This is a genomic window from Sphingosinicella terrae (genome assembly GCF_003347635.1).
Lineage (GTDB): Bacteria > Pseudomonadota > Alphaproteobacteria > Sphingomonadales > Sphingomonadaceae > Allosphingosinicella > Allosphingosinicella terrae.
Genome location: NZ_QDFY01000047.1, coordinates 1 through 978 on the forward strand (window position 1 = coordinate 1; position 978 = coordinate 978).

The 978-nt window shown below is 68.0% G+C and carries 1 protein-coding gene; it reads right to left on the minus strand.

The genetic code is table 11. From position 1 onward, the window contains the following. Positions 1-163 precede the first annotated feature (163 nt). On the minus strand, positions 164-978 hold an 815-nt coding region (locus tag DDE10_RS23155), incomplete at its 5' end, for an IS110 family RNA-guided transposase (RefSeq protein WP_162806819.1).

The window sequence follows — 978 nt, forward strand, 5'->3', positions numbered from 1 at the left end:
CCGACGGCTATGGTTGTCTTCGAGGTCACGGATCGGCTGTGGAGCCCGAGTTGATCTGTGCCTCATGATCGCGGTCAGGCGTAGGAAGGTGGATGTCTCTGATGTCCCCAACGCGGTCGAAGCCGCGACACAATAAGCGAGATCATCCTTCGTTGGCGTCCGGTCAGCTTGCCGGCGGGCTCATGCCCAGCGGAAGTCGGTCTCGGTTCGCCAAAGCGCGTGGAGGAGCGAGGCGAGCTTGCGCGCAACAGCGACGCGTGCGCGCTTGGCGCCTTTGGTAGCGGCGAGCTCGAGCCCAGCGTCGTAAGGCGCAATCGCGCTTGACGCGGGCGAGCAGGCTGTTGGCCGCTTCGTATAGGCTGCGGCGCAGCATCGGATCGCCCGCCTTGGAGATGTGCCCCTTGGTGTCACGCTCACCGGACTGGTAGCGCCTGGGGACGAGCCCGGCGAAGGCGCCGACATCGGCGCCTCGGGCGAAGCGGTTCGGATCCTCGACGCTGGCCTTGAACGTCATCGCGTTGACCGGACCGACTCCTGGGACGGTCATGAGACGTGCGCACACCGGGTCGCCGGCGGTGCGGCGCTTGAGCTCGCGGGTCGCGGCGGCGATCTGCACCTCCAGCGCCGACAGGGCGGCAACGAGCGGCGCCAACGGCGCCTCCAGCTCGGGCCTTTGCGCGAGAAGCACCTCGAGGCGCTCGACGCGCTTACCGGGCGTCGTTGCCGAACCCAGCCTCAGCCCGAACAGCTTCAGCAGGCCGCGCAGCTGGTTCTTCATCGCCGAATGGGCCCGAACCAGCTGCTCGCGCACCTTGAGGCAGGCGCGATCGAGGTGGGTGGCACCATCCTTCATGTGCACCGCCCGGAACCAACCGGTGCGAGCCAGCTGCGCCAGGCCTTCCGCATCGTGCGGATCGCTCTTGTTCACGCGCGCCGACAGCACGCCCTTGGCATGGCGGGCGCAGATGCACACGGCCG